At 50.0% G+C, this 21,055-nt stretch carries 20 protein-coding genes; 7 read left to right on the top strand and 13 right to left on the bottom strand.

What is annotated here, in order from left to right; genetic code table 11:
• Positions 1-8: 8 nt before the first annotated feature.
• The 5 genes from nadA to BUC22_RS06820 form a co-directional block, all read right to left on the bottom strand.
• Complete coding sequence (nadA, locus tag BUC22_RS06840) at positions 9-917, bottom strand: quinolinate synthase NadA (RefSeq protein WP_013381382.1); 909 nt, start codon at positions 915-917, stop codon at positions 9-11.
• Positions 918-1,077: 160 nt separating this feature from the next.
• Entirely contained in the window at positions 1,078-2,502 is a 1,425-nt protein-coding gene (locus BUC22_RS06835) for a hypothetical protein (RefSeq protein ID WP_013381383.1), read from the bottom strand.
• Positions 2,503-2,605: 103 nt separating this feature from the next.
• On the bottom strand, positions 2,606-3,019 hold the full coding sequence (locus BUC22_RS06830; RefSeq protein WP_013381384.1) for a hypothetical protein: 414 nt from the start codon (positions 3,017-3,019) through the stop codon (positions 2,606-2,608).
• A gap of 112 nt (positions 3,020-3,131) precedes the next feature.
• Positions 3,132-4,340, bottom strand: coding sequence for an aspartate kinase (locus BUC22_RS06825; RefSeq protein ID WP_013381440.1), 1,209 nt, complete (start codon positions 4,338-4,340; stop codon positions 3,132-3,134).
• Positions 4,341-4,372: 32 nt separating this feature from the next.
• Positions 4,373-5,617, bottom strand: coding sequence for a homoserine dehydrogenase (locus BUC22_RS06820; protein ID WP_013381441.1), 1,245 nt, complete (start codon positions 5,615-5,617; stop codon positions 4,373-4,375).
• Positions 5,618-5,724: 107 nt separating this feature from the next.
• On the opposite strand from BUC22_RS06820, the gene thrC reads away from it, so the two are divergent.
• Genes thrC through BUC22_RS06800 form a run of 4 tightly spaced genes read left to right on the top strand, consistent with a single transcriptional unit; the run spans position 5,725 to position 8,952 of the window.
• Complete coding sequence (thrC, locus tag BUC22_RS06815; protein WP_013381442.1) at positions 5,725-7,227, top strand: threonine synthase; 1,503 nt, start codon at positions 5,725-5,727, stop codon at positions 7,225-7,227.
• A gap of 15 nt (positions 7,228-7,242) precedes the next feature.
• On the top strand, positions 7,243-8,136 hold the full coding sequence (gene thrB / locus BUC22_RS06810) for a homoserine kinase (RefSeq protein WP_013381443.1): 894 nt from the start codon (positions 7,243-7,245) through the stop codon (positions 8,134-8,136).
• A gap of 10 nt (positions 8,137-8,146) precedes the next feature.
• Complete coding sequence (locus tag BUC22_RS06805; RefSeq protein WP_013381444.1) at positions 8,147-8,581, top strand: ACT domain-containing protein; 435 nt, start codon at positions 8,147-8,149, stop codon at positions 8,579-8,581.
• 2 nt (positions 8,582-8,583) lie between these two features.
• Complete coding sequence (locus BUC22_RS06800; RefSeq protein WP_013381445.1) at positions 8,584-8,952, top strand: DUF1622 domain-containing protein; 369 nt, start codon at positions 8,584-8,586, stop codon at positions 8,950-8,952.
• A 98-nt stretch (positions 8,953-9,050) separates the two neighbouring features.
• Here BUC22_RS06800 and BUC22_RS06795 read toward each other — a convergent pair whose 3' ends face one another.
• From BUC22_RS06795 to BUC22_RS06785, 4 genes are read right to left on the bottom strand one after another with little or no spacing between them, the layout of a single operon-like run.
• Positions 9,051-10,433 carry an SLC13 family permease gene (locus BUC22_RS06795; RefSeq protein WP_013381446.1) on the bottom strand — a complete coding sequence of 461 codons (1,383 nt, stop codon included), beginning with the start codon at positions 10,431-10,433 and terminating at the stop codon, positions 9,051-9,053.
• Positions 10,434-10,489: 56 nt separating this feature from the next.
• A complete protein-coding gene (locus BUC22_RS21755) occupies positions 10,490-10,645 on the bottom strand; it encodes a hypothetical protein (protein WP_013381447.1) in 156 nt (51 codons plus the stop codon).
• Between the two features lie 10 nt (positions 10,646-10,655).
• Positions 10,656-11,834 carry a uroporphyrinogen decarboxylase family protein gene (locus tag BUC22_RS06790; protein WP_227162900.1) on the bottom strand — a complete coding sequence of 393 codons (1,179 nt, stop codon included), beginning with the start codon at positions 11,832-11,834 and terminating at the stop codon, positions 10,656-10,658.
• A 36-nt stretch (positions 11,835-11,870) separates the two neighbouring features.
• Entirely contained in the window at positions 11,871-13,250 is a 1,380-nt protein-coding gene (locus tag BUC22_RS06785) for an MFS transporter (RefSeq protein WP_013381449.1), read from the bottom strand.
• Between the two features lie 332 nt (positions 13,251-13,582).
• On the opposite strand from BUC22_RS06785, the gene BUC22_RS06780 reads away from it, so the two are divergent.
• A complete protein-coding gene (locus BUC22_RS06780; RefSeq protein WP_013381452.1) occupies positions 13,583-14,254 on the top strand; it encodes a TetR/AcrR family transcriptional regulator in 672 nt (223 codons plus the stop codon).
• 60 nt (positions 14,255-14,314) lie between these two features.
• Here the strand turns inward: BUC22_RS06780 and mnmA are convergent, their stop codons facing one another.
• The 4 genes from mnmA to BUC22_RS06760 form a co-directional block, all read right to left on the bottom strand.
• The gene (mnmA, locus tag BUC22_RS06775; RefSeq protein WP_013381453.1) at positions 14,315-15,394 is read right to left on the bottom strand and encodes a tRNA 2-thiouridine(34) synthase MnmA; all 1,080 of its coding nucleotides are present in this window, start codon (positions 15,392-15,394) and stop codon (positions 14,315-14,317) included.
• Between the two features lie 39 nt (positions 15,395-15,433).
• Entirely contained in the window at positions 15,434-16,621 is a 1,188-nt protein-coding gene (locus BUC22_RS06770; protein ID WP_013381454.1) for an FprA family A-type flavoprotein, read from the bottom strand.
• A gap of 134 nt (positions 16,622-16,755) precedes the next feature.
• Entirely contained in the window at positions 16,756-17,370 is a 615-nt protein-coding gene (locus tag BUC22_RS06765) for an HdeD family acid-resistance protein (protein WP_013381455.1), read from the bottom strand.
• An 18-nt stretch (positions 17,371-17,388) separates the two neighbouring features.
• Positions 17,389-17,829, bottom strand: a complete 441-nt coding sequence (locus tag BUC22_RS06760) for a C-GCAxxG-C-C family protein (protein ID WP_013381456.1) — start codon at positions 17,827-17,829, stop codon at positions 17,389-17,391.
• Positions 17,830-18,160: 331 nt separating this feature from the next.
• Between BUC22_RS06760 and BUC22_RS06755 the strand changes: the two genes are divergently transcribed.
• Both BUC22_RS06755 and BUC22_RS06750 read left to right on the top strand, forming a co-directional pair.
• Complete coding sequence (locus tag BUC22_RS06755; RefSeq protein ID WP_013381457.1) at positions 18,161-19,615, top strand: aminoacyl-histidine dipeptidase; 1,455 nt, start codon at positions 18,161-18,163, stop codon at positions 19,613-19,615.
• A 28-nt stretch (positions 19,616-19,643) separates the two neighbouring features.
• Complete coding sequence (locus tag BUC22_RS06750) at positions 19,644-21,008, top strand: transglutaminase-like domain-containing protein (RefSeq protein ID WP_073382623.1); 1,365 nt, start codon at positions 19,644-19,646, stop codon at positions 21,006-21,008.
• The last annotated feature ends 47 nt before the right edge of the window (positions 21,009-21,055 follow it).

Genomic DNA, 21,055 nt, shown 5'->3' with positions numbered 1-21,055 from the left:
ACACTTCCTTACTGTGCTAACTCGTGCATTTTTTTAAGGGAACAGGATGCCTGCACACGCAGCTTCTCATCCATTTCCATTGTATTGTCAAAGGTTTCAAGGGTACGCAGGATTTTTTCCAAAGTATTTTTCTTCATATTCTCGCAGATACAGAGGTCATCGACCATATAAAAGGCCTTGTCCGGGTACTGCTTTTTCATCTGGTGCATAACGCCTTCCTCAGTAGCGATGATATAGCTGTCGCCGCCATCCTTTCCCGGAAAGTCGATGATACCCGAGGTGCTTCCAATATAGTCGGCCAGAGCCAGGGCCTCCGGAATACACTCGGGATGCATGAGCACCTTGGCGCCGGGGTGGTCTTCCTTTGCCCTCCTGACAAGTGCTTCGCTGATGCGGGCATGAGTCGGACAGAAGCCATTGTGGAAATAGAAGGTTTTTTCCGGCAGCTTTTCAGCAATATGGCGGCCGAGATTGGAATCCGGCACAAAGTAGATTTCCTTCTGAGGCATGGCGGCCACAACCCGCTCAGCGTTGGATGAGGTGACGCAGACATCGGCACAGGCCTTGGTTTCGGCGGTTGAGTTGATATAGCAGACCACAGCCGCATCGGGACATTCTTTCTTGAGCTGCCGGATATCCTCAGGCGTTACCATATGGGCCATTGGGCAGTCGGCCTCCATATCTGGCATGAGCACGGTTTTATCCGGGCTCAGGATTTTCGCGCTCTCTCCCATAAATTCGACGCCGCAGAACAGGATGACCTTTTCACTGGCCTCTGCTGCTTTTTTGCTGAGCAGGTAGGAATCTCCCACATAATCAGCTATATCCTGGATGTCACCGGTCACGTAATAGTGTGCCAGAATCACGACATCCTTTTCCTTTTTGAGCTCTAAAATCCGCTCAACCATCTCGTTCATAATTCTCCTCCGTGTATACAGTCTTTCCAACTATTATAGCATCTGTCTTGTCACATAACAAGCATCGTTGTAAATTTATCAAAGTTTTTGCTGAAAAAGCGTATAAAAAGACCTCTTTGCCACTAAAAATCGTTGACAAAGAGGCGTTGGACCGGACTTCTCAGCCCGTAATAAACTGCGCGGTAAAGAGGTTACTGTTTAGGATCAGCAGAAAAATCAGAACGCTGATGATGGAAACGTAGACCCGCTTCTGAAGCTTACTGGGTGTATCCCGCCCAACAAGCACCAGGTCCCGGATACCGAATACCATGATAAACACAATAACAGCATTGACACCAAGGGTATCGTAGGAGGCAAAGGTGGTGGGCAGAAGCACCAGATAATACATAAAAGCCAGCGGCACAAAGAGTAACAGCAAAATAACATCCGCCGCCTTGCGCCTGGTTTTATAGTAGGTAACCAGCGACAGGATAAAGAAAAACAGAACGCAGAATACAAAAATGCCAGCCACCATCTGGTTATAGGGCGTCACCGCCAGATTGATGGGGTCTTTGTAGTAGACGGCTGAGCCGAAAAAGGCCTCAACGATCTTATTCAGACAGCCTGGCACCACGGTACCGAAGAACCACAGCAGGCGGCCGCCAAAGGCCCCGAGAGAGCCTGCCGGGTCCAGTCCAAGGTTAAGCACCCGCTGCGCCGAGCCTGCCAGAGCCTGGGCGATGCCGAAATAGATGGCAGTTCCCCACACAAAGAGCAAAGCAAAAAAGCCGACGTATTTCACCGAGGATTGAGCCGCCCTGTTAAAATAAACGTAGCCAGTCAGCAGGACAAAGGTCACCATGGTGGGAACCTGAGCCAGCAGGAAGGTCACGAGCAAAAAGACCAGTGACAGCAGCAGCGCGATATAAGCGGTTTTAAGGTCACGGTCTGCCAGTGCGCTGTCAAATCGGTCATACAGAATAACACAGACGCCGGCACAGCAAACGGCCGGGATAAAGGAAACCAGGCTTGCATAGGCGGTGAAATCTGTGATCACCGAAAAAGCCATGAGGACTGTGGTTACCAGAAAAGCCACCAGGTCATTGTGCGATTTACTCCGGCGCCACTGATCCAAAAGAAGGCCGAAAAGCACGAGAAAAGCCACGTTAAAGGCTCTGAGCATCCAGGCGCTTTCTGGTGTCAGGCCTGAGAAAAGATTTTGAAGAACGCCCTCAAAGGCCCGTCCATTCTCGATTGCCCGTGGAATATTCTCATCAAAAGTCTGGGTGAAGAACAGGTAATCCGTCGGGTAACGGAACTGCGGCAAAAGCAGCAGCAACGCGGTCAAGATAATGACAACGGACAGCACAACACCGTACCAGTTGTACTGCAGCCATTCCTTCGGCGTCTTTTTGGGGCCGTTATTGGTAATGTACCACACCACAGTGCCGGGAATACCCGGAAATAAAATTAAGAATGCAATTTCAAGAGGCAGCGCCCCTCCCGGCAGCACGGGAATTAAGACAGCGCCCAGGGCGATCAGGACAATAAAATAAGTAATAAAGCCATTTCTGAGCTTTCGATTGTCGCCAATGGTTTTTTCCATTTCTAATTTCTCCTTTTTTCATCATATTCTTTGATTACCCAAAGGAGACTGAAATGAAACAAATAAAAAAGCAGCGTGTCTTATATGCACGCTGCACAAAGGCTTATTCTATTCCTTTCAGGTCAAACACCATTCCCTGGCAGAACTTGAGGTTTTCTGCGGGCTGATTGTCGATGATCTCAAAGCTTTCGTGGGGGATCTCAGTTCTGTAGGACCAGACATAGGGGCCTTTACACCATCTCACCTCGATGGGGCTGGCCTTTTCCTTTGCCTCCTGTGAATAGATACAGTTACAGGGGCAGTCCTCGAACAGGCCTTTTTCCGTAATATAAAGGGTGCCGCCGTCAACGGTCTGGCGTTCCTCCTCGATGGCACCGTGAAAAACCGTCCGGTCGTCGGAGCAGCCAAAGACAATGACAAAGCCAAGTTTTCTGGCCTGTATGATTTCATCCTCTGTCATTTCCTTTTTATATTCTCTGCCGTCTAACAGTGCCGCAAAATCCTGAATTGTTTTCATACTTTCCCTCCTCAGCACGATTTCTTACTCTATATTATAGCGCAGATTTTCTCTGATGAAAAGCTGGTGATTAAAAAACCGGACCGCCTTAAAGCAATCCGGATAAAGTATATTACATATCGAATTTTTTATGAATATGGATCATGGCTTCTTTGGCCCGTTCTTTATCGATCAGGCAGGAAATTTTGATTTCAGAGGTGCTGATGGTCTGGATATTGATGCCGAGCTCAAAGAGGGATTCAAAAAATTTAGAGGCAATTTCCGCATTGGCAACAATGCCGGTACCCACAACAGACAACTTGGCAACGCCCTTGTCAAAGGCAACCTTCTGGGCTTCGACCTCAAAAGCAAACTTCTGAGATACTTCTACCGCTTCCTGAAGCTCGTCGGCATCGACGGTGAATGAGATATCATTGACCGCGGTGCGGTTGACATTCTGCACGATCATGTCTACGTGAATATTGGCGGAGGCCAGCATGCTGAACAGCTTGAAAGCAATCCCTGGCTGGTCCGGTACTTCAAAAATTGATATTTTAGCGATATTTTCGTCTAACGCAATTCCTCTAACTAACACTTTTTCCATTTTAACATCCTCCTTGATAATCGTTCCTTCGTTATTATTATAGCTCGATCTTACGATGAGCGGCATTTTAAATTTTTCAGCAAGCTCCACAGAACGCGGGTGCAGAACACCGGCGCCAAGACTGGCCATTTCAAGAACCTCCTGATAGGAGACCTCATCCATTTTGGTGGCTGTGGGCACAACGCGCGGGTCTGCATTATAGACCCCATCCACATCGGTATAAATTTCGCAGCATTTTGCCTCTAAAGCCGCTGCAATGGCCACCGCACTGGTATCAGAACCGCCTCGGCCCAAAGTCGTGATATCGCGGTTTTCATCCACTCCCTGGAAGCCGGCCACAATGACAATCTTTTCATCGGCAAGCTCTCTCTCGATACGGGCAGTGTCTATGCCGCTGATACGGGCGCGCTTGTGCACGTCCGATGTCTGGATGCCGCACTGAGCGCCTGTCAGAGACACCACATCATGGCCGATGGTCTGGATGGCCATGGCTAAAAGGGAAATGGACACCTGCTCACCTGTGGCCAGCAGCACATCCATCTCGCGGCTCGGCGGATTCGGATTGATGGCCAGAGCCAGATCCACCAGCTCATCGGTGGTTTTGCCCATGGCGGAAACAACCACAACGACCTTATTGCCGGCATTTTTCGTCTCCACAATCCGCCTTGCAACTCGCTTGATTTTTTCAACCGTGCCGACGCTGGTGCCGCCGTATTTCTGCACAATTAAATCTTCCATACATACTCCTCTTTAATAATGTTCTCTTTTATTTATTCATAGATGCGCGCGTAGAAGCACTCGCTCTGTTTTTCTTTGATTTTGGCAACCATGGCGTCAAAGACATCTGCCTCCACCGGCTCGGTCATAAAGAAGACCCGGTTGTCGCTGACAATGATATTTTTGCGTGCGCAGACCTCGTCCACAGCGTTTAAGGCATGCTCGAAGGTCTCATGGCTGTCAATGTCCACACGCAGATAATACTTGCCCTTAAAGGCGCCAACGCCTTTTTTGTCCAGCTGTTTCCTGAAGACCAGCGGTTTGGGGAAGTTATTGTCCTTAATGCAGTTGATGATGTATAGGGCATCGCCCACCACGGCGTTGGCTGTGGCATCCTTACCTGCGCCCTTGCCATAGAACTGAAGCTCACCGATAATGTCGCCCACAATGGAGATAATGTTGAATTCGGAATTAACATTACTCATAATAGAAGCTTCCTTAAACATCACCGGCTCCACCGTCGTATAGACCTGATTTCCTTCCTTTAACACAGAATGACCCAGATACTTGATGATATAGCCGTAATCGCCGGCCATCTCGATATCCACAGCGCGCACATCAGACAGGCCGCGCTTGCGCACATCCTCATCCTTGATGATGCCGCCGTAGGCCAGTGAGGATAAAATCGCCAGCTTTCTGGAAACATCATAGCCCTCAATATCGGCTGTCGGGTCTGCCTCTGCAAAGCCAATGCTCTGGGCCAGCTTCAGGGTATCCGCAAAATCGGCCCCTTCCTCAGTCATCTTTGATAGAATGAAATTGGTGGTTCCATTGAGAATTCCCTTGATTTCATTGACACGGTTAATCTTTAATTCTTCCTTTAAAGAGCCAATAATGGGAATCCCGCCGCCGACGCTGGCCTCATAGCGCAGAATCACATTGTTTTCCGCCGCGATGGTCAGCAGCTCCTCAAAATACTCCGATATAACAGCCTTGTTGGCGGTTACCACATGTTTTCCGCTCTGAAGCGCCCGCTTGATAAGGCCATACTCAAAATCCATACCGCCGAGAAGCGCAATGACAATCTCAATCTCCGGATCGTCCATAATGTCATCCGGGTTCGTAACCACGCGGGCTACCTTGTCTTCCTCAGCTACCTTCTTGTTGGGATCCTTATCCAGAATTTTGGTGATCACAACTTTTTCGTCCAGGTTCTTGGCGAACCTTCCCTTGTTTAAATTGATGAGCTCGTACACACCGGTTCCGATGGTTCCGAACCCCAATAATCCAATATTCAAATGATTTTCACCTCTGTAAATGTATTCATGAAAAAAACACTTGTTTTTATCTCGAAAACATTCTATCATATATATTAAGGATATTCAATAAAAATTTTGGAGGAACTATGAAAGAAAAATATGTCAGCACACGCGGAGGCGAAGCAAACGTGTCCGCGTCAGAAGGAATTATCAAAGGAATCGCCAAGGATGGCGGCTTATTCGTCCCTTCATTCATCCATGACATAAAAATTGACCTGACAGCTTTGAAGGATGCAACCTACGGAGAGTTGGCTTTTGAAATTTTCAAATATTTTTTGGACGACTTCAGTGATGAACAGATCAAAGACTGTATCCACAATGCCTATTATACCGGAAAATTTGAAAATGAGGAACCCGTATCCCTTAAAAAAGTAGACGATCGTTATTTTCTTGAGCTTTACCACGGCCCTACCTGCGCGTTCAAGGATATGGCGCTGACCATTCTCCCCTATCTGATGACAACGGCCATGAAAAACGCCGATATCAGCAAGGATATCGTCATTCTGACCGCCACCTCCGGCGATACTGGAAAGGCTGCCCTCGAGGGCTTTGCCAAAGTGCCCCACATCAACATTGTGGTCTACTATCCGAAGGACGGCGTCAGCACCATCCAGGAAAAACAGATGCTAACCCAGGATGGCGATAACACCTGCGTCATCGGTGTGGCCGGCAACTTTGACGATACCCAGAACGGCGTCAAGGAAATTCTGAACAACAGCGGCCTGATCGAGGAGCTGCGGGAACAGGGTTATGTTTTTTCCTCGGCCAACTCCATCAACATCGGACGCCTGCTGCCCCAGATTGTATACTATTTTTACAGCTACATGCAGCTCTACAAAAAAGCAGTTATCGACCTGGGAGAGGCTGTCAACTTTGTGGTGCCGACCGGTAATTTCGGAAACATTCTGGCCGGCTACTACGCCCGTGCCATCGGTCTGCCTGTCAGCCGGCTCATCTGCGCGTCCAATAAAAATAACATCCTGACCGACTTTTTCCACACTGGTGAATATAACCGCAACCGCGATTTCTATAAAACCATGTCTCCATCCATGGACATTCTGATCTCCAGCAACCTGGAACGCCTGCTCTATGACATCACAGGCGGCAACAGCGAGGTGATCGCAGACCTGATGAACCAGTTGAGCACAGACGGCTCCTACGCGCTGGAACGCGAGCTTCTCTTCATGGGCGACGACCATGTTTTCTATGCCGGCTGCGCTAACGAGGAAGAAACCGCCGGGGCCATTAAGCGTATGTTTGAGTATAACCATTACCTCATGGACCCACACACTGCTGTTGCCAGCAAGGTCTACAGCGACTACCGCGCGGATACCGGTGATGTCGAGACTCCGACCGTCATCCTGTCCACTGCCAGCCCGTACAAATTTGGCCGCAGCGTTTATGAGAGCATCTTCGGCGAAGTGCCTGAAGGCATGGACGATTACGCAGTGCTCAAGGAGCTGGCCGCCCGGACCCAAACGGAAATCCCCGTTCCGTTGAGAGATCTGGATCAGAAAGAAAACCGCCACGACAAAGTTTGCAGGCCGGAGGAAATGGCCGGCTGCATCACAGCATTTTTAGACAAATAGGAGAGTGAACCATTCATGATAAAAGTACGCGTACCCGCAACAACAGCCAATATCGGACCTGGCTTTGATGCCTTCGGTATGGCTTTTCAGTTATATAACATCTTCAGCTTTGAGGAAAGGGACAACGGCAAGCTGACCATCCGGGGCGTCGAACGGCGCTACCAGGGCAAGTCCAACCTGGTCTACAAGGCCATGCTCAAGGTCTTTAACCGTGTCCACTACCGGCCAAAGGGCATTTACATTTACACCGACGTCAACATTCCTGTAAGCCGCGGCCTGGGCAGCTCTGCCGCCTGTATTGTCGGCGGCCTGGTGGGGGCCAACACCCTCTGCGGCGCTCCCCTGACGGGCAAGGAGCTCTTTGACATGGCTGTTGAGATGGAGGGCCATCCCGACAATGTGGCGCCCGCCATGTTCGGCGGCCTGGTGGTTTCCCTTGGACTCAAGGAAGAAAACCACTATATCAAGAAAGAGGTTTCACAGTGTTTTGAGTTCTACGGCCTTATTCCGGACTTTACCCTGTCCACCATGGAGGCCCGCAAGGCACTGCCGAAAAAAGTATTCCACAAGGATGCAGTATTTAACGTGTCCCGCGCAACCATGACCTACCTTGCCCTGACTGAAGGGCGGCCGGATATCCTTAAGGTCAGCGTTGAGGACAAGCTGCACCAGCCCTACCGCGAGGGCCTCATCGCCCATTATGATGAGGTTTCCCAAAAAGCACGGGAGCTGGGAGCGCTTAATACCTGCATCAGCGGCGCCGGCCCCACACTTCTGGCCATTACCACCAGAGACAATGACCAGTTTTATGCCGAAATGGGTAAGTATTTAAAAGAAAAGCTGCCGGGATGGACCCTGCTCAAGCTGGAGCCGGACAACACAGGCGTTTGTACCGATCAGCACTCTTAAGGAGAAGCCTATGATACGTGATTATCTGATTGTCAGCAAAAAAATACTGCCCGAGTATTACAGCAAGGTGGTGGAGGCCCGCATTCTGCTGGAATCCTCCCAGTGCAAATCGGTCAGTGACGCGGTAAAGCGCGTCGGCATCAGCCGGAGCACTTATTACAAATACAAAGACTATATTTTTAAGCCCTCTGAAGATTTTGGGCGGAAATTTACCATTTCCATGATCCTCGACGACGAGCCCGGAATTCTGTCCAATGTGCTGAACATTCTGCGCGAGCACAAGACCAGCATCATTACCATTCATCAGGATATCCCTATCAACCACGCTGCCGTTGTCATCCTGACGCTTGACGGAAAGGACCTTCTGGGAAGCATCGAGGATCTCGTCGGTGATCTGGTGGTACTGCGCGGCGTCCATAACGTTAATCTGGTAGCAATGGAATAGCCATGGAAATTCTGGAAGAAGTTCTGAATACCATTGTCCAGTACGCAATCCTGTTCTTCGAGTACGTTGGCGTGGGCGTGCTGATATGGTCGGGCATCAAGGGCATCTGGGGTTATATCCGCCGCAGGCCCTCCACCCGTCTGGATCTGGCCAAGGGTATGGCCATGGCACTGGAGTTCAAACTTGGCAGCGAAATCCTGAGGACTGTCGTTGTCCGCCAGCCCAGTGAGCTTATCATCGTCGGCGGGATCATCCTGCTGCGCGCTGCCCTGACAGCCCTGATCCACTGGGAAATCAAAAACGAGGAATCTGAGGTCCGCAAGGACAATCTCGTTGAGGAAAGCAAGGAAAATAAGGACAGCCTCAAATAAATAAAAGCCTTTCAGGTCTGATCGATCCTGAAAGGCTTTTCTCATGCTCTGCCGTCTCTGGCTTCATCGCAAATATACAGGTTTCAACATTCATAAAACTAAAGGAGCACCCCGCAGATAAAAGGAATCCAAAGTGCCAGCACAAGGGCGAGAATCACCAGAATAGGGATGCCTGCCCTGCCGATATCCGTCATACTGTAGTAGCCCTTAGAATAGGTCATCATCGGCACTGCAGACAGGGGCAGGATCATGGTCCAGCTTGAAAAAATACAGAGCGGAATGACCAGAACAGCCGCGTTTATCCCAAGCGCCTCCGCCACAATGGTAACCGGCAGCGTGGTGGAGGTGATGACCGCCGGGGCATTGGGCAGCACCAGCTGCATAATATACATGAAAACTGCCAGCTGAAGAATGAGCAGGATAATGCTCGTTCCATTGTCCACCCTGAAGAAGGTGTCCGCCAGCCAGGATGCCACACCGTTTTCCAGAATCAGATTTCCGATGCAGAGGACAGAGCCGATCATCAGAATGACGTCCCAGCTCACCTCATCCTTGAAATCTTTCCAGTGCAAAATATCAATACCCGGCAAAAACATAAACGCCAGCCCGCAGATGGAAACCAGGGTGACATTGAGCGCCGGAATCCATGAGCTCAGAATCCAGAGAAGGATCATTACCACCAGAATGGACACCACCATTTTTTCTTCTCTGCCCGGCTTGTCCAGGGTCTTGAGTTCCAGAATAAACTGCCTGATTTTATCCGGATGAACCGGCGCCGGCCTGAAAATTTTAATGATCAGCAGCCACGCCAGGGGCAGCATGACCAGTACTACTGGAATACAGATCGCCATCCAGTCCACAAATCGCACCGTCACTCCTGCATACTCCTCCAGCAGACCCAGGGCTAAAATATTGTTAGAGCTGCCAGCTGGCGTGATGGTCCCGCCGATCATGCCCGCGATGGGCAGGGCGATCATGATGGCTCTGCCAGTGCGCCTGCGTTCCTCCTCCGAATCGTAAAGCTCCAGAAAGCTGATGGCCAGCCCCATGAACATCACCGTCGCCGGTATGTTGGACATGATGGAGGAAATGAGCGCTGTGGCCAGCATCATGGCCAGAATAAACAGGTGGACCTTGCTCCCCATTTTCTCCAGCAGTATGAGCAGAATGCGCTTGGCTGTGGGCACCTTGGAAATGGCGGCCGACAGGCCAAAGGTTGCTAGCACGAAAAACAGAGTAGGATTGGGAAAGGCCACCAGAAAATCCTTCATGGTTGCCAGTCCGAAAAACATCGGGAGCACCAAAACAAAAATACTCGAAATCCCAAGAGGCATGGCCTCTGTCACCCACAGAAGAATAGCAATAACAAGAAGCGCCAAGGTCTGCATACCAGACATTTCCAATCCCTGCGGAACCGGCACAAACCGGTAGCCGATAAAAACAGCGGCCGACAGCACAATTCCTGTAATACGCTTTTTCATTTTTTTGCCTTTCCAGTAAAAAACCCCGGCAAGCAGACACTGCCGGGGCTTCTATACTATCTGAATAACCTGAGAACCAGCGCGAATACTACGTCCTCATACTTTTGGATGTCGCTTGCCCTTTCAATATCTGAAAGATGATCGTGTTCTTTCAAATAATCATCCCATTTAACATAATTTTTGGTCTCAAAGCTTTGATTTCTATCGTCCATTTTTTGCTCCTTATCTGTAAACACCGTAATCACGGACAAAGTCGGTCAGCACATGCAGGTTTTTAATGGTATTGCCCTCCAGCGAGAACAAACCCTTGTCGAATCCAAAGATATAGCCGCCTCCTGGTGCCAGGATGTCAATAAGTTCTTTGGCCTTGTCCTTAACCTCCTGCGCACTGCCGAACTGCAGCAGGGAGATTGGGAAAAAGCCTGTGATCACATGGCGGGTTCCGCTGAGCTTTTCCTTTACCAGCTTTGGATCGCCGTATTCAAACTGCATTTTCACCGACCCGTTAAAGGTCTTGAGATAGTCCATATGGCGCATCCAGTTATCCTCCACGAACAGGTCAACACCGGCTCCTGGCGCTACCAGACCATCCATCAGCTTTTTGAAGGAGGGCCAGTAAAATTTCTCAAACTGCTTTTCGTTGATAAAGCTGCCCATGTGCAGCGGGATCATCACCCGGTAATCCGGCGGCAGGCTGTCCGGGTTTGGAACCCCTTCCCGCAGCATCAGCGGTACCAGCGCGTCGCAGGCCTGCACAACCTTGTCCGGGTACCGGCGCATATCCTTTGATATCCCTGTAAAGGATCTGAGAAAATCCGCCAGATAATCGAATGGGGCTGTGGAGCGGCCACTGGGCGCGGCTGGATAGCCGTATTTTGCAGCGATTTTACCCATCATCTGCCCGATGACGGCAAACTGGTCGGCGTTGGCCTTGACCGCCTGTGCCAGAACCATGGCCCGCCGTCCGGGCGTGGTATCCAGCGCCGGGTACAGCCTCGGCATCAGTGTTTCCGACATATAAAAGAAAGGGTCCTCAATAAAAGCATCGTACTCCTCAGGCTCCAGCGAGTGCACCTCTGGGTGCTGCATGACGCCTGTGGCCCCCATGATAATAGATTTCGCCTCCAGTATCTGGTATAGAATCGGTAACCGTATGGCGCCAGGCCCCAGCGGTATATCGGAATAAAAGTCATTATTGACCCGGTCAAAGATATCGTACCAGGTTTCTGGTTCCCAATAGATGTTGCGGAGATTCTTCCCCTTTTCCACAATGCCCTGATCAATGGCATAGGAAACCGACGCTTCAAAGGCAAAGGATAGATGTATGGGCACCCTTTTAGGCACCTTGCCTGAATATACTGCCTTTAAATCCGCTTGTCTTTCCTGTTTTAATTGATTCACATCCAACTGTCTTTCCTCCATTTCCCTTTTGCTTCATTAAATTCCGTCATTCTGACGGTTCACTTCCATAATTTCCCGGACACGCTTTTCTGTCAGTTTATAGAAAAGCATACATACGAAGCCAACAGCCAGTACTGCGGCCGGTGCCAGTGTGATGGCGCTGAATATTCCTGAAACCACCTGCGGCGTTACCGCAGCCTCCGCCGAATAACCAACAGCGGCTAAAAGATAGCCTGAAAATCCGCCTGCGATCAGGACACCAATTTTGATGGGCAATGTGTAGAGCGACATGATGAAAGCGCGCCCTTCCTTACCGATTTTAAATTTTCCATATTCGACGCAGTCCGCAAACATGGCAGGGCCAGGCGTCGCGATAAAGGTAAAGAAGAACCAGCCGATAACCATGATTGTCATAAAGGTGATATCACTCTGACCGCCAAACAGCCGGGCGCATACCAGCGCGATGGCCGGCGCGGCAAAGCCGATGAGATAGGTGTTTTTCTTCCCCAGCTTTTTTACAATGAACTGACCGGCAATCAAGGAGCCCACAAAGCCCGCAATGCTGATCGCGGTTGAAAAGACCGGCTGAAATTCCAGATTATTGACAACAACCCTGAAATAATAGACTGCCATGCTCAGCACCAGGGTATTGCACACCGTCTTGCAGGTTTCCGCCACCAGCATGAGCATGAGCGGCGGGTTCTTAAAGACCTGCTCAGCCATCTCTTTGGCCGACAGCTTTTTCCTGACCGCCACCGATTTTTCCTCTGGCTTGTCATATTCCCTGGAGACCTTGAACAGCCCCATCTGAGGAATCAGGTATACGATCTGAAAAATAACGACCGCTGCCAGAAAGCCAAAGGATGTGGCATCCTTGGTTTCGCCGGAAAACCACAGCACCAGCGGCATAAAGGTTGAGTTGAGCACAATCCCTGCCACGGCCGCAAACTGGGCCTTTCTGGCAGACAGCATGGCCCGGTCCTCGGGGGTGGCCCCCAGAGCGTTGAGCAGCGCCAGCTGCGCGGTCCGCCCAAAATTGAACAGCGCAAAGAACACAATATAGCAGACTGCCGATATCCAGAGCTGGACGGTCTGTGTTCCGCCAGCGCTGGAATACTGTAAAATACCGATGACCGCCGCCAAGGGGCACATCAGCAGGAGCCAGGAACGGTATTTCCCCCATCTCGGGTTCATCCGCTCCTCCACAACACCGGACAGCAGCAGGGTACCAATGTCAAAGGCTCTGGTAAAAATCAGGATCGTCCCCATTACAGCCGGTGCAACCATCAAAACATTCGTGATAAAGTATGAGTAATAGCTTGTCGATAGGCTTGCTACCATTAAAGCCGTCAGTTCTGATAAACCAAATATTGTTACGATAAACTGAGAAACTCTGGGTTTAACTTTTTCAGCCATTTTTCTCTCCCTTTCATAGTAAAAATCTTAATTGTTCCAATATTATCTAAGATTTTCATACATAAAATACGTATTAACGCCAATATTATCTCTACAGTATGCTTTTTATTTTTCCGGAAAACATTTACACAAGCATCTTGTAATTGAAGTATAATTCCTTTTGCCTGAAAAGTCAAGTTTTTCCGATTATTTTATCGGAAAATTTAAGTTTTTCAGGTAAAAGTATATTTTGTAAATATTTAAAGTATTTTTATTTTTTTGTCTAAGGATTATCTGCTATAATAGTGCATATCAGCACGATACCGAAAATGCGCTAAAGGAGCAAAATGACAATGGAAGAGAAGAAAAAAAACAGCAGCACCCGTGAAAGGATTATTGAAAATGCCAAGAAGCATTTTTACTGTGACGGCTACAGTAAAACAAGAATGCAGGACATCGCGGATGATACAGGGATTGCTCTCGGCTCATTATCCTATCATTTTAAGAAAAAGGAAGCGATCGTCTCCTCCATTCTGAAAATTTTTCTTGAACGGCTCTATGACCACACGTTGGAAAATACCGACAAACCCTTGAATGCCCTGGAGCTTCACTTCTACGCCAGTATCCCCTACTATGAAAACCTGCTGACCGAAGAAAACACAAAACGTTTTTATTATGAGTTCACCCAGGCCCAATCTGTCCATTCGACCAACTATGGCGGCAGCGAGCTGGCCGACTTTATCACCGAGGTCTATCATCAGTCTCTCAAGGATTATCACATTTTTGTGGACGATGCTTATGCCAACATGGCGCAGAAATTTGGTTACGGCGGCCGGGTACAGATGGTTATTGACTATGTGGAAGGGGCCCTCGGCACAGTGAATATCGCGGAAATGGCCAATTTCCTGAGCTCCTCCCGGGAGATGCTGCTTGGGGTGCCAAAGGCGGAGCTTGACCGTATCGGACAGGAGGCCATCGCATTTAACCGGGAGGTTGATTTTTCAAACATTATGCCTTTAACATAAACACAAAAAGAGCGTGTTCCCCATCAAATGGAGAATACGCTCTTTTTGCATGGTATTGTATTAAATTTTCTCAATGCTGTCAATGGTTGCCCCGCCCAGGCATACCTGGCCGTCATACAGGACGACCTCCTGGCCCGGCGTGACAGCCTTCTGATCTTTATCGAAATCAACATGCAGTCCGCCATCGTCCCTCACCGTGACGTGGACGCCCTGATCGGGCTGCCGGTAACGGAACTTGGCCGTACAGGAAAACTCCCGGGCCGGTGCTTCGCCGGCCACCCAGCTGGTATCTGTGGCTTCCAGCGATCTGGAATACAGAGCCGGATGCTTTTCACCCTGAACCACGTAGAGCACATTGTCCTTCAGGTCCTTTTCCACCACAAACCAGGGCTCGCCTGTGCCCTGTCCGCCAATACCCAAGCCGCGGCGCTGACCCAATGTATAGTACATGAGGCCCTCGTGCTTTCCCTTGATATTGCCGTCGAGATCCCGGATTTCTCCGGGCTGGGCGGGCAGGTACTGGCTCAGGAACTTGGTGAAGTTGCGTTCTCCGATAAAGCAGATTCCCGTGCTGTCCTTTTTGTCCGCAGTGATGAGGTTGTTCTTTTCCGCAATCTCACGGACCTCCTTTTTGTCGAGGTGCCCGATGGGGAACATGACATTTTCCAGCTGATGCTGGCCAAGCTGGCAGAGGAAATAGGTCTGGTCCTTGTTATGGTCAAAGGCGCGGATCAGACGGAATTTTCCTTCATGCACATCCTTCTGGGCATAGTGGCCGGTCGCGAGCACATCGCCGCCGACCACCCCCAGAGCGTAATCTAAAAATCGTTTGAACTTAATTTCCTTGTTGCACAGAACATCGGGATTCGGAGTACGGCCTTTTTTGTATTCATCGAGAAAATAGGCAAAAACATGGTCGTAATATTCCCTGGTAAAGTTTACCGTGTAATAGGGAATATCAATGGTCTCACACACACGCTGGACATCTTCATAGTCCTCAGTGGCGGTACAGACTCCGTCTTCGTCCTTTTCCTCCCAGTTTTTCATAAAAACGCCAATGACGTCATACCCTTGCTGCTTTAAAAGCAGGGCCGCGACGGAAGAGTCCACCCCGCCGGACATACCTACTACTATTTTCATTTTTATCCTCCTCCCAGTGCGGTCAGGCTGGCGAACGTCTTATTTGATGGCTGCGGCCATGGCATCTGCCAATGCCTTAAGCTTCGCTTCGTCTTCTGCGTCTGCCAGGCCCTGGACGTTGACCATGTCGCCAACCACATCGGCCTTTGCCTTTTCTGTAAATGCATTAAAGTAACGGTCTGCCCCGTTGCTCCAGCTAAAGTCTGTAAAGAAGCCCACCTTGTGGTTCTTTACGCCAATTTCTTCCACCTTGTATAACAGGTTGGCCATTTTCGGGAAAATGCGGCCGTAATAAGCCGGCGCGCCCAGAATCAGGCCTGTGTATTTCCACATGTCACTGACAATGTAGGAAATATCGGTTTTGGAAACATCGAATAATTTAACAGTCTTCACGCCAGCGTCCTTCAGGTAGCCTGCCAGCAGCTCTGCGGAGTGCAGCGTATTGCCGTACATGGTACCATAGGCGATGACAACGCCCTCTTCCGTTTCATAGCGGCTCATGCGGTCGTAGAAATCTACAATGTAGCCTGGATTGCTTCTCCAGATAAGGCCATGGGACGGGCAGATGGTCTGAATGTCCAGTGGTCCCAGTTTCTGCAGCGCTTTCTGAGCCTGCCCGCTGACCTTGCCCACAATGCAGGCATAGTAGCGTCTGGTGTTGTCCTCGTAGGAAGCCACATCATTTTCATCGTCAAAAATACTGCCGTCGGTGCTGCCAAAGCTGCCAAACACGTCCATAGAGAACAGAACCTTGTCGGTTGCGTCGTAAGTGACCATGGATTCCGGCCAGTGAACCATTGGCGTCATGTAGAACTGCAGCTCGTGATGGCCCAGATCCAGGGTATCGCCGTCGGCGACTTCCAGTATGTTTTTATCAATATTGTAGAAATTCTTCATGATCGGGAAGGTTTTTTTGTTGCCGATGATCTGCATATCCGGATAAACGGCCAGCAGATCCGCGATGGAGCTGGAGTGGTCTGGTTCCATATGGTTAACGATGAGGTAATCAACCTTCTTGTCACCGATAATGGACTTGATCTTTTCGATATATTCGCCCTGTTTAAAGGATTTTACCGTATCCACAACAGCGACCTTGTCGTCGTTGATGATATAGGCGTTATAGGCCACCCCGTCCTGATCGATGGGCCACATGCCCTCAAACAGGTAGGTTTCATGGTCGTTGACGCCGACCCAGTAAATGTCGTTTTTAATTTGTACTGTTTTCACTTAATTTTTCTCCTTTGCACTTTAATTCTTAGTTTCATCTTACCCTGATGTCTTAAAGATACACAGTTGTTAGGATAAGTTTAACCTTATTTCTATATGGTTTCAAGGGTAAAAAAGAGATACAACCTTTTCAATTAATGCACATCGTAATCTTTGAAGCCTTCATTCAGTTTTTTCAGCTCTTTATAGCTCTTTTTCATACTGAAAGACTGAATAATAAAGAAAAACCCAAGAATCCCCAGCACAATTCCAAGGAAGACAATGAAGAACACTGCCTGCCCAACAGGGTTAATAAATGTAAAAATACCAAAAATGATCAGAAGCACGCCGAGCACAATTTTTATAATCCGGCCCATGCCCAGAGAGCTTCCGCCCATGACCAGCAGCACAATGCCGGTGATGATGGCCCAGATGCCCACAAGCACGACAAAGAAAGATATGATGGTGGCGGGCCAGAGCAAAAATGCCGCCCCCACTAAAATATCGACAATGCCCCGCCCAAAGCTAAAGCCGTTGCTCACGCCGTACTCTACCCGGTTGGCGATACCGACAATCAGGTAAAAAACTCCCATGGCCACACGGTAGATACCGATGACCATCACGAGGAAAGACAAGGTTACATCGGGCAAAAAGAGGGTCATCCCGCAGATGACAACCAGGCTGATGCCCTCGAGGAGCATCATCCACCACTTGCCATAGGCGCGGTCCAGAAGCTCGATGCCCTTAACTCTCATGTTTTCTTTATTCACGCTGTTTCCTTTCCGCCTCTATTCCTCCGCGTTCATTTTCTCAACGACACGCGCAAGAACATCGGCTGCACGTTGTTTTACAGGATCGCAGGCTTTTACCTCATCGCGGTGGTGTTCCTTGATGTAGCTGCAATCCAGACTGCCAAATTCCTTTTCAAATTCTTCGACTAAAAGCTTGGAGGCCTTCTTTGCTTTGTCCTGAGTGCTGGGGCGCTCTTCGCCGTACATTGCGCTTAAGGCTGCCAGGGCGCCGCAGAACGCGCCGCAGGTCCGGCCAGAGTTAAAGCCGCCGCCAAAGCCCTGCATCATTTTAAACGCTTCCTCAGGCAGGTTAAGCCCATATTCTGAATTCCCGGTGCGCAGCAGAACCTCCGCACAGTTCATATGATACAGTTCTCTTTTGTCTGCCGGCTGGTCGCTGCCATAAGCGTTGTAAACATCCACATAGTTAATTGACATTTTACTCTCTCCTTTTAATTGAATCAACTTGTTTTCCCTTGGCCGCAGAAAAGGCCAGGAGCGGAGAGCATCCGCCAAAAGCCCTTATCAACAGCCAAAACTTCGTATCTTTAATTATATCTTGTTCTACCCAAAAAGACCACTATTTAATTACCATATTCGAGTATTTTTAAACCTTCTGCCAGCTTCCTCACTTTACTAAACCCGCTAAATGGTGTATGATATATTCTTGTACGGAGATGAAAACACAAACGATCATCTGACTTTACCGAAGCATCAGCAGCGGCTGTTTTTCTCTGGTTCAAGACAAATTATTATCGGGAGGTCCACTATGGATAAAGTACTAAACACCCTGGAACCCCAACCGGTTTTTCACTATTTTGAAGAAATCTGTGAAATTCCGCACGGTTCCTTTGACACAAAACGAATTTCGGATTATTGCGTCCGTTTCGCCGAGGAGCGGGGACTCACCTGCCATCAGGACGACGCCAATAATGTCATTATCATAAAAGAAGCCAGCGAAGGCTACGAAAACGCCAAACCCGTGATCCTGCAGGGCCATCTGGATATGGTCTGTGAAAAGGCTGATGGCTCAGACCACGACTTTAAAACCGATCCTCTGGGGCTCATGATTGAAGACGACTGGATCACTGCTGACGGCACCACCCTGGGCGGCGACGACGGCATTGCCGTGGCCTACGGTCTGGCACTGCTGGACAACAACACCCTGCCCCATCCCAAGCTCTACGTGATCTTTACCACCGAGGAGGAAGTGGGAATGGAGGGCGCACACGCCATCGACCTGACTCCTGTCAGCGACGCGGCTTATATGATCAACCTCGATTCCGAGGACGAGGGCATTATTCTGGCCGGCTGCGCCGGCGGTGTCCGCGCCAACTGCACCTTTGATATCAGGCGCACCGCCAGAAGCGGCCTGTCCTGCGAGCTGGCCGTATCCGGCCTGCACGGCGGCCACTCCGGACAGGAGATCAACCGCTACGGCGCCAACGCCAGCGTGCTTCTTGGCACTCTGCTGAACGACCTGTCCCAGGACCTGAGCTTTGATATCATCGATCTGACCGGCGGCACCAAGGACAATGTCATCACCAAAAAAGCAACCGCCACCATTGTCATTGACCCTAATGATGAACAGGCTGTAACCGACCGCCTGAAAGCTCTGGAAGTCCTCTATAAGAAGAATTACGCCTCTAAGGACCCAGAGCTTACCCTGAGCCTGAAAACCCTCGAAAAAGGGGATTTCATGGTTTTTAACGAAGCCTCCGCGGAGCGCGCCATCTTTGTGCTCATGCAGATACCAAACGGCGTCCAGGCCATGAGCCTCGACATTGAGGGACTGGTGGAAACCTCGCTGAACCTGGGGATTATGTACACCAAAGAGGATTACTTCCTCGTCAGCTTTGCCATGCGCAGCTCCATCGGCACTGCCAAGGAAGCCCTGAGCGCCAGGGTTCGGGCCTTTACCGAATATCTGGGCGGCACCTACACTGAAGCGTCCTCCTATCCGGCCTGGGAATACCGCAGGGAATCTGCCCTGAGGGACATGATGTGCAAAACCTTTGAGGAAATGTACGGAAAGACCCCGACAGTGGAAGCCATCCACGCTGGCCTGGAATGCGGCCTGATCTCCGCCAAGCTGCCAGAGCTCGACATCGTGTCCATCGGACCAGACATGCAGGACATCCACACCCCGGAGGAACGCCTGTCCATCTCATCGACAGCCCGCACCTGGGATTACCTGGTAAAGGTTTTAGAGAATTTAAAATAAAACGCTGATATAAGGAGGAGAGAAATAAATGAACAACATGCAAGCCCTTAAAACAAACCTGCCCGAGGACATCGCCCTGCTCAAAGCCTGGGGAGACTTCGACAAAGCGGCAGAACTCATTAAAAAATATCTGACACGCCCCATTCCAAAGGCTCTGGCCGAACGCCTTACGCTGGAGCTTTCCATACTGGCTGAGCTGCCCATGCAGTACCCCTACCCCTATGACGAGGCCCTGAAAATGATGCAGGAAAAGGTTCCGGGTTTTACCCGTGAAGACCTGGAAACCCTTAAGGATGACGGCTATGCAGACTGGATCTACGTGAACGGTGTCGTACACTTCCAAGACATGTTTGTGGCCAGCATCGCAAAGACTGTCCCGAAATACAAGGACATCGAGGTGGATGAAGACCAGAAGACCATCGAGGTAAGCCCAGTAGAAATCCTGGACGAGACCGTCAACGAAATGATTGAAAAGGGTGAAAAGAACTACTTCATCCACATCCGCCACACCGTTAAGATCAAAAAAGAAGCCGAGGAGCTTGGCAACCGAATCCGTGTTTATCTGCCCATTCCGCAGAACGCCGATCAGATCAGCAATATTAAGCTCATTGACATCTCACCAGAGCCGGTCAAGATCGCAGACGAAACCTATGGCCAGCGCACCGTCTACTTTGAAAAGCCACTGGAGGCGGGCGACACCTTTACCGTGGAATATTCCTATGAAAACCATGCGAAATACGTGAAGCTGGACCCGGACAAGGTAGACGCAGAGCAGCCGGATTTTGAAACCCAGGAGCTTCTGCCCCATATTGCCTTTTCACCTTATATCCGCGCCCTGTGCGAAGAGCTGACTGGCGGCGAAACCAACCCGCTCGTCAAGGCCCGCAAAATTTATGACTTTATCACCACCCGGGTGCACTACTCCTACGTGCGTGAGTACCTGACCATCACCAACATACCGGACTACATGGCCACCGGGCTCAAGGGCGACTGCGGCATTCAGGCCCTGCTGTTCATTACCCTGTGCCGCTGCGCGGGCATCCCAGCCAAGTGGCAGTCTGGCTCTTATGTCAATCCGGCCAGCATCGGCAACCACGACTGGGCCATGTTCTACATCGCGCCCTATGGCTGGCTGCACTGTGACTGCTCCTTTGGGGGCAGCGCCTACAGAAACGGCGCCGAAAACCGCTGGAATTTCTATTTCGGCAATCTGGAGCCCTTCCGTATGGCCGCCAATTCCGAATTCCAGCTGGACTTTGATCCGCCGAAAACCTACCTGCGGGCCGACCCCTATGACAACCAGCGCGGCGAGTGCGAATACGAAAACCGCCGCCTTACCTTCCATGATTTTGACGAGGAACGTGTGATCGTGGAAATGTTCCCCATTGATTAAACCAAATTCTGAGGACTGCTGCAGCAGTCCTTTTTCTTTTTTGTCTT

Source organism: Eubacterium callanderi (genome assembly GCF_900142645.1).
Lineage (GTDB): Bacteria > Bacillota > Clostridia > Eubacteriales > Eubacteriaceae > Eubacterium > Eubacterium callanderi.
Note: the sequence above shows the minus strand (reverse complement) of the source record. Positions and strands in the feature narration are given on the sequence as shown.